Origin of the sequence: Bizionia sediminis (assembly GCF_042684585.1) — a bacterium.
Classification (GTDB): Bacteria; Bacteroidota; Bacteroidia; order Flavobacteriales; family Flavobacteriaceae; genus Algorimicrobium; species Algorimicrobium sediminis.
The window spans coordinates 805,688-813,615 of record NZ_JBHULS010000002.1; the positions used below are offsets into that span (position 1 = coordinate 805,688).

The 7,928-nt window shown below is 36.9% G+C and carries 7 protein-coding genes; 1 reads left to right on the plus strand and 6 read right to left on the minus strand.

What is annotated here, in order from left to right; translation table 11 throughout:
• Window positions 1-2: 2 nt before the first annotated feature.
• The 4 genes from tsf to rplM form a co-directional block, all read right to left on the minus strand.
• Window positions 3-968, minus strand: a complete 966-nt coding sequence (gene tsf / locus ACFSQP_RS07965) for a translation elongation factor Ts (RefSeq protein ID WP_376893170.1) — start codon at window positions 966-968, stop codon at window positions 3-5.
• 96 nt (window positions 969-1,064) lie between these two features.
• Window positions 1,065-1,826 (minus strand): 30S ribosomal protein S2, encoded by a 762-nt coding sequence (gene rpsB, locus ACFSQP_RS07970; RefSeq protein ID WP_376893172.1) that lies wholly within the window; start codon window positions 1,824-1,826, stop codon window positions 1,065-1,067.
• Window positions 1,827-2,012: 186 nt separating this feature from the next.
• Window positions 2,013-2,399 (minus strand): 30S ribosomal protein S9, encoded by a 387-nt coding sequence (rpsI, locus tag ACFSQP_RS07975; protein WP_376893174.1) that lies wholly within the window; start codon window positions 2,397-2,399, stop codon window positions 2,013-2,015.
• Window positions 2,399-2,854, minus strand: coding sequence for a 50S ribosomal protein L13 (rplM, locus tag ACFSQP_RS07980; protein ID WP_376893176.1), 456 nt, complete (start codon window positions 2,852-2,854; stop codon window positions 2,399-2,401). The genes rpsI and rplM overlap by 1 nt, the downstream gene beginning before the upstream one ends.
• A gap of 397 nt (window positions 2,855-3,251) precedes the next feature.
• Here rplM and ACFSQP_RS07985 point away from each other — a divergent pair, with 397 nt between their 5' ends.
• Complete coding sequence (locus ACFSQP_RS07985) at window positions 3,252-3,554, plus strand: monooxygenase (protein ID WP_376893179.1); 303 nt, start codon at window positions 3,252-3,254, stop codon at window positions 3,552-3,554.
• Window positions 3,555-3,668: 114 nt separating this feature from the next.
• On the opposite strand, the gene azu is transcribed toward ACFSQP_RS07985, so the two are convergent.
• Both azu and polA read right to left on the minus strand, forming a co-directional pair.
• A complete protein-coding gene (gene azu / locus ACFSQP_RS07990) occupies window positions 3,669-4,184 on the minus strand; it encodes an azurin (protein ID WP_376893182.1) in 516 nt (171 codons plus the stop codon).
• Window positions 4,185-4,311: 127 nt separating this feature from the next.
• The gene (gene polA, locus ACFSQP_RS07995) at window positions 4,312-7,140 is read right to left on the minus strand and encodes a DNA polymerase I (RefSeq protein WP_376893184.1); all 2,829 of its coding nucleotides are present in this window, start codon (window positions 7,138-7,140) and stop codon (window positions 4,312-4,314) included.
• Window positions 7,141-7,928: the final 788 nt, after the last annotated feature.

Consider the following 7,928-nt stretch of genomic DNA (forward strand, 5'->3'; position numbering starts at 1 on the left):
AATTAACCTACGGTTACACGTTTAAAATCTGTTATGGCAACATCGCCAAAAGATGCTACATACTGTGCAACAGTTTGTTTTTCATCCTTAATAAAACGCTGATCCAATAAACATTGTTCTTGATCCAACGTGGTATTATCTGAAATGAAACGCTCCATTTTACCTGGTAAAATACGGTCCCAAATTTGTTCTGGTTTGCCTTCAGCTTTTAATTCTGCTTTGGCATCGGCTTCAGCTTGCGCTAAAACTTCAGGCGTTAATTGCGCCATAGAAATGTATTTAGGGACGTTTTTAAGTGTTTTACCCAAACGACCTAATTCAATGTTATCTTTTTCTATAACGGCAATACGTGCTTCTGTTTCCGCTGCTATGTAAGCAGGATCAAAATCTTTGTAAGATAATGAGGTTGCTCCCATAGAGGCTACTTGCATACTTAAGTCTTTAACCAGTGTATCTGCTTTTTCTACAGGCTGCGATAAACCAACTAAAGCAGCAATTTTGTTAATGTGAACATACTGCCCAACATAAGGTGCTTCTAATTTTTCGAATGCAGTTATTTCTAGTTTTTCGCCAATAACGCCAGTTTGTTCTACTAGCTTTTCAGCAACGGTCATACCGTTAAAATCGCTTTCTAATAGGGCTTCTTTAGTATCGAAATTTAAGGCATGGTTTGCTAGTTCGTTTGCTAATGCTAGGAAGCTTTCGTTTTTACCAACAAAGTCTGTTTCGCAACCAAGAACAAGCGCAACACCAAGTGTATTGGTATCGTTAACTTTGGCTACTGCTGCACCTTCAGAGGACTCTCTGTCTGCTCTTTTTTCGGCAACTTTTTGTCCTTTTTTACGTAATACGTCAATGGCTTTGTCAAAATCGCCTTCAGCTTCTACTAAAGCTTTTTTGCAGTCCATCATACCTGCACCAGTGGCTTGTCTTAATTTATTTACTTCTGCGGCTGTTACTTTTACCATAGCTTGATAATGTATTTTAATTTAAAAAAGTCGTTTAACGTGCTTTCTGTAAGGGAAGGGTATTAAACGACTTTTTAGGTATTGTTTTACTTTAATTTATTCTTCTTCTTCTTTAGCTACCTCTTTTTTAGCTTTAGGTGCATCTTTTTCGGCTTTAGGAGCGTCTTTTTCTGCTTTACGTTTAGCTAAACCTTCTGAAATAGCAGCTGCTACGTGGGTTAACACTTTGTCTATAGATTTTGAAGCGTCATCGTTTGCAGGTATTACATAATCCACTTGGCGTGGATCTGAATTGGTATCTACCATAGCAAAAATTGGAATGTTTAATTTTTGCGCTTCTTTAATAGCAATGTGCTCACGCTTAATGTCTACCACAAATAAAGCTGCTGGTAAGCGGGTCATATCGGAAATAGAGCCCAAGTTTTTTTCTAATTTAGCGCGCTGACGGTCTACTTGTAAACGCTCTTTTTTAGAAAGGGAATTAAAGGTGCCATCTTTCTTCATTCTATCAATAGTAGCCATTTTTTTTACGGCTTTTCTAATAGTTACAAAGTTTGTAAGCATACCACCTGGCCATCTTTCAGTAATGTATGGCATGTTAATTTCCGATGCTTTTTCTGCTACAATATCTTTAGCTTGTTTTTTTGTGGCTACAAATAAAATTTTGCGTCCCGAAGCGGCAATTTTGCTTAAGGCATCGCCAGCTTCTTCTATTTTAGCTGCTGTTTTGTATAGGTTAATAATATGGATACCGTTACGCTCCATATACACGTAAGGCGCCATGTTTGGGTCCCACTTACGTGTTAGGTGTCCAAAGTGTACACCTGCTTCTAATAATTCTTTGACTTCTACTGCCATTTTGTAATAGTTTACGTTCTGTTGAATTAGCAATGATTTAGTGGTTCTTTTAATAATAAAAATTGCCTAAACCATTTAGATGCTAAACTAAATCCTGTTTTTATATAAGGACAACAATAACTGTTTAAATTGTTTCTTTTTGTTACTATCCAATTATGTAGCGCCATAAGCGCCATGGATAAGCGATTAACGTTTCGAGAATTGGAATTTTTTACGCGCTTTTTTCTGACCGAATTTCTTACGCTCTACCATTCTTGGATCTCTAGTTAGCAAGCCTTCTGGCTTTAAAATTAATCTGTTTTCAGGGTCTAATTCGCACATAGCGCGCGAAACACCTAAACGGATTGCTTCTGCCTGACCTGTTATACCACCTCCATATACATTTACTGTAATATCAAAGTTGCTATCATTGTTAGTCATAACTAAAGGTTGCTTAATTTTGTACTGCAAAGTTGCTGTCGGAAAATAAGCCGTCATGTCTTTTTTATTAATCGTAATCTTGCCAGTTCCTTGGGCAAGGTATACACGAGCAACAGCCGTCTTTCTACGGCCAATTTTGTGAATTACTTCCATTAATTGAATTCGTTTAAGTTTATTGTTTTTGGCTTTTGCGCAGCATGTGCATGCTCGGCACCAACAACAACGTTAAGGTTACGGAATAAATTGGCACCTAATTTGTTTTTAGGTAACATTCCTTTTACTGATTTTTCTACTAACCTTGCTGGATCTTTTCCAAACAATTCTGTAGCAGTTAAACTTCTTTGACCACCTGGATAACCAGTATGACGGATGTAAGTTTTTTCCGACCACTTGTTACCTGTTAAGTTGATTTTTTCAGCGTTTATAACAATAACGTTATCACCGCAATCAACGTGTGGTGTGAAGTTAGGCTTATGTTTTCCTCTTAAAAGTTTTGCAACTTTAGAAGCTAAACGGCCCAATGTTTGACCTTCAGCATCAACTAAAACCCACTCTTTGTTTACAGTAGCTTTGTTGGCTGAAATCGTTTTGTAGCTTAATGTGTCCACACTTATTAATTTTTCTAATTAAACATTCCTCTCTTTAAAAGAGTTTGCAAATTTACGATTATATATTTGATTAACAAACAGTGTGATTACTTATTTTTAATAACCTTGTTAATATCTTTTTTTATTAGGGGTTTGATTCTGAGTGGATTGCTTAGTTCATAGGCTTTAAAATGCCTATTTCCTGCGCTCAATTACCTTGTTACTTACGTTTTTCAGCTATTATGGTTTGCTAACCTGCACATAGGTGTTGTGTTTTCTTTCTTTTGCTTGTTGGTGCAATGGGGTTCGTGTAAAAAGGATAGTTTAAAACGTGCTTGTTTTTTGTTTTTTTATGACAAATGCCATGTTTTTTAGCTTTTTTTTAGGCTAGTTTTACAAAAAATTTAAATTAAAAATTATGGCAGTTATTATGTACGTGGATTTTCCACACAAAGGTAAATGGGGCGATGCGTTAGCGCAAGAAATGACACAACTTATTGAGAGTATTGTTGAAGAACCTGGATTTATTTGGAAATTCTGGACGGAAAATAAAGACACGCAAGAGGCAGGTGGTGTTTATATGTTTGAAACAAAAGAAGCCGCCGAAAATTATTTGAATATGCATACCGAAAGATTGAAAAGTTTTGGGTATACCAACATTAGAAGCCGTATTTTTAATATTAACCAAAAGCTGTCCAAAATGGGTAAAGCACCTTTATAATTGGACTGTTTTAATTAGGAGGTTGGGCAATAAGTTTGGCCAAAAAAAAAGCGATTACAAAACTTTTTGGAGTTATGTAATCGCTTTTAGTGTAAGTATAGCGGTCTTTAATGCCTACTCCACAATAAAGGTGCCTTTCATTAAAGCATAGTGTCCTGGAAACGTACACATAAAGCTGTAAGTTCCTGGCGCTGGTGCTTCAAATTCGATGGTATCGCTTTGGCCGCCACCAATCATTTTAGTATACGCTATTATTTTGTCCGTCATGTCTGCCGGAATGTAATCATTATCTGCTGCCATAGCGCCTGCTTGACCAACAGCTGCTACGTCTGCATCCTGGGTTAATAACACCCAATTATGGCCCATAACTTCTTTTTTCATCTTACCAACATGCTTAAGCGTTAGCTTTACTTTTTGGCCCGCTTTTACGCGAATTTCACTCATGTTGTATTTCATTTGGTCGTTACTTTCAATAACAACTACCGCCTGATTGGGGTCTGCAGCAGGAGCCTTTGTTTCAGCTGGTTTTTCTGTAGCTGCTTTTACAGGTTCTGATGCTTTTTCATTTTTTTTGTCGTTACCACAGCTAAAAGCTAAAGCGGCAAACATTACAACTAACAATTTTTTCATTTTTTTAAGTGTTTTTGTTATTAAATAAACTCTATGCAAATTTACGAGTATTTTTGTTATTTGTTTACAGGCTTTTAGGGCTTTCTGTTAATTTTAACACGTTGTGTTTTTTACTATTTTTAAAAGGTTAATGAGCCTCTAGCCAGTTGTTTCCGGTGTCCATATCTACTACCAGAGGTACAGGAAGGTTAAAGGCTTGTTCCATTTCGGTTTTTACCAGGTGTTTAATAGCATCTAACTCGGGTTTGTATACATCAAAAACCAATTCATCATGCACTTGTAGTAGCATTTTGGTTTTGTAGTGGCTAGATTGTAATTGTTTGTAAATTTTAATCATGGCTATTTTTATAATATCGGCAGCACTTCCTTGAATAGGAGCGTTAACGGCATTCCGCTCTGCGGCACCTCGCACTACTGCATTTCTGGAATTAATGTCTTTTAAATAGCGGCGTCTTCCTAGAACCGTTTGTACATAACCGTTGTCGCGCGCAAAGTACACTTGCGTGCTTATAAAGCGTTTTAGCTTGGGGTAAGTTTCGTAATAGGTGTCTATAAGTTCTTTAGCTTCTGTTCGGTTTAGGTTGGTTTGATTGCTTAAACCGAATGCAGATACACCGTAAATAATACCAAAGTTTACGGTTTTAGCATTACTACGCTGTTCTCTAGTTACGTTTTCTATGGGTACATTAAAAACCTTGGAGGCTGTAGAGGCGTGAATGTCCTCACCATTGTTAAAGGCTTCAATCATGGTGTCTTCATTACTTAATGCGGCAATAATGCGTAATTCTATTTGGCTATAATCGGCTGCTAATATAGTGTACTCGTTACTTCTGGGTATAAAGGCTTTCCGAACCTGTCTGCCGCGTTCCGTTCTAATAGGAATGTTTTGCAAATTTGGGTTGTTGCTGCTTAAACGCCCTGTAGCGGCAACTGTTTGCATATAATCTGTATGAACCCTGCCTGTGCTTGGCTCTACTTGTAGTGGTAAAGCATCAATATAGGTGCTTTTAAGTTTTGTTAAACCTCTGTAGTCTAAAATATTTTGGACGATGCTGTGCTCCTTTGCTAAAAGGCTTAAAATTTCTTCGCCTGTGGCATACTGGCCTGTTTTGGTTTTTTTAGGTTTGGCTACTAATTTCATTTTGTCAAATAAAATATCGCCTAGCTGTTTTGGCGAGGCTATATTAAAGGTTTCGCCTGCTTCGCTGTATATTTTTTGGGCCAAGGCGTCAATATCGGCGTGTAACTGTTCGGATAGTGAATGTAAAAAATCGGTATCTAAATTAATACCTTCTAATTCCATAGCTGCTAAAACACGTAAAAGCGGAATTTCAATGTCATCAAATAATTTTTGTGTATTGGCCGCTCCTAGTTCGGTGGTAAAAAGTTCTTTTAACTGTAACGTAATATCGGCATCTTCTACGGCATATTCAGTTTGTGTTTCCAAGGGCACATCGCGCATGCTTTTTTGGTTTTTACCTTTTTTACCTATTAAGGTTTCAATAGCAACAGGACTGTAGTTTAGGTAGGTTTCAGATAAAATATCCATATTATGGCGCATATCGGGGTTAATTAAATAATGTGCCAACATGGTATCAAATAGTTTTCCTTTTACGGTTATTTGATATTTAGCTAAAACCTTAATGTCGTATTTTAGGTTTTGTCCCACTTTTTCAATGTTCGGATTTTCAAAAAATGGTCGTAAACTTTCAAGCAGTTGTTGTGTTTCTGTTTGGTCCTCTGGACATGGCACGTAAAAGCCTTTGCCAGCTTCCCATGAAAAAGCTATGCCTACCAATTGGGCTGTTAAAGGATTAAGCCCTGTTGTTTCTGTATCAAAACAGACACAGGTTTGTTTTGTTAAATTTTGAATAAATAGTGTAGTAGCCATTCCAGGCGCAATACTTTGATAGAAGTGTGGCGTGTTAGTTATGTTTTTGCGTTGTGAGGTAGCTGTGGTATCTGCATTAAATAAAGAGAATTGGCCGGCGCCGGCGTTGTCAGATTTAGAGTTTTCAGCTTGCGATGCCGCCTGCGTGTTTTCTGGCGCGCTAGTTGAAGTTTGGGTATCCTGCGAAAAAGTTTTTATAAAGTTATCGGTTAAACGCTTAAACTCCAATTCTTCAAATATTTGGGTCACTTTAGCTATATCTGGTTGGTCTAACTCAAAATCTTTCGCATCAAATACCACCGGAACATCTAGCATTATAGTGGCTAATTTTTTAGAAAGCAGACCTAATTCTTTGGCAGCCTCTACTTTTTCCTTCATTTTGCCCTTTAGCTCGTGGGTATTGTTTAGCAGGCCTTCCATGCTGCCGTAAGCTTTAATAAATTTTTTGGCTGTTTTTTCGCCAACGCCAGGAAGTCCTGGAATATTGTCTGACGCATCGCCCATCATACCCAAAAAGTCAATTACCTGTTCAGGGTGTTCTACTTCAAATTTTTTCTGAACTTCCGGGATGCCCCAAATTTCATAACCACCACCAAAAGATTTTGGTCTGTACATAAATATGTTTTCCGAAACAAGTTGCGCAAAATCTTTATCCGGCGTAACCATGTAGGTTTGGTAACCTTCTTTCTCGGCTTGTTTGGAAAGTGTACCAATAATATCGTCTGCCTCGTAGCCTTCTTTTGTCATGATAGGAATATGCATGGCTTTTAAAATATCTAAAATATAAGGGATAGCCACTTTTATGCCCTCTGGTGTTTCATCCCTGTTCGCCTTATAGGCTTCAAACATTTCAACCCGATCCTGACTTCCGCCTTTGTCGAAGCACACGGCCAAGTGGTCTGGACGTTCGCGTTTAATGACATCCAACAAAGAGTTCATGAATCCCATTATGGCAGAGGTGTCTGTTCCTTTAGAATTAATTCGTGGATTTTTTATAAAGGCATAGTAGCCTCTAAATATAAGCGCGTAGGCATCAACAAGAAAAAGACGTTTTTTATTGGACATATATATAAGGTATATTAGAAATTAGTTTGTTTTATATGAATTTTGAATTTTTAGGTAGTTAAAAACGGGGTTCATTACGTTTTTTATTAATGACTACTTAAGTTTTTGTAGTGTCAAAGCTACAAAAACTTCCGGTTTTCTATTCTGTTTCTGTTTTCATTTGTTCAGGTAATGCTTGAATTTTAATATCCAGCCTAGAAGCACATTTGTAACAGGTGCTAAAAAGAAGCTAGGTGTTTAAGATTTTTAAAGCTTATTTTAGTTGTTTTCGTAGCTAGTGTACCCGTGGTTCAGTTTGCTACGGGGTGCCGAAAAATTGTTTATTGGGTGTTACAATGTGCCAAGTTTAAAAAGCCTATAAATTAGTTTCTGTGTAAACTACTAACAATCAATAAATTTAAAAAATTCTAAAAAAATATTTAAAAAAGCTTGTGTCCAAACAAAAAAAGGTGTCATATTTGCAGCCGCTAACGCAGGGTATAGAAATGATGCGTTAGGATCTTTGACAAGCGGGTTATTAGAAGTTGAAAACGGTTTAAAAAACATTTTCAAAAAAAGTAACAAAAAGCTTTGCAGGAATAAAAAAGGTTGTATGTTTGCAGCCGCTAAAAACGGCAGTGTTTTTAGAGACGATCATGACGGTTTTGTTATTTAAATTTAAGAGTAAAAAAAGTTATTTTTTTTTAAAATTAAATTTGGTGGGTAAGAAATAAAGTTATTATATTTGCACCCGCTTAAGCGACAAGCTGGAAACGGTTTTTGTTGCGCGAGTAACAAGAAATAAGATA

Excerpts from the sequence above, each read along its gene's own strand:
- azu (WP_376893182.1), bottom strand. The coding sequence starts at position 4,184 with ATGAAAAAATTGTTAGTTGTAATGTTTGCCGCTTTAGCTTTTAGCTGT.
- rpsB (WP_376893172.1), bottom strand. The coding sequence starts at position 1,826 with ATGGCAGTAGAAGTCAAAGAATTATTAGAAGCAGGTGTACACTTTGGA.
- rpsI (WP_376893174.1), bottom strand. The coding sequence starts at position 2,399 with ATGGAAGTAATTCACAAAATTGGCCGTAGAAAGACGGCTGTTGCTCGT.
- ACFSQP_RS07985 (WP_376893179.1), top strand. The coding sequence starts at position 3,252 with ATGGCAGTTATTATGTACGTGGATTTTCCACACAAAGGTAAATGGGGC.
- tsf (WP_376893170.1), bottom strand. The coding sequence starts at position 968 with ATGGTAAAAGTAACAGCCGCAGAAGTAAATAAATTAAGACAAGCCACT.
- polA (WP_376893184.1), bottom strand. The coding sequence starts at position 7,140 with ATGTCCAATAAAAAACGTCTTTTTCTTGTTGATGCCTACGCGCTTATA.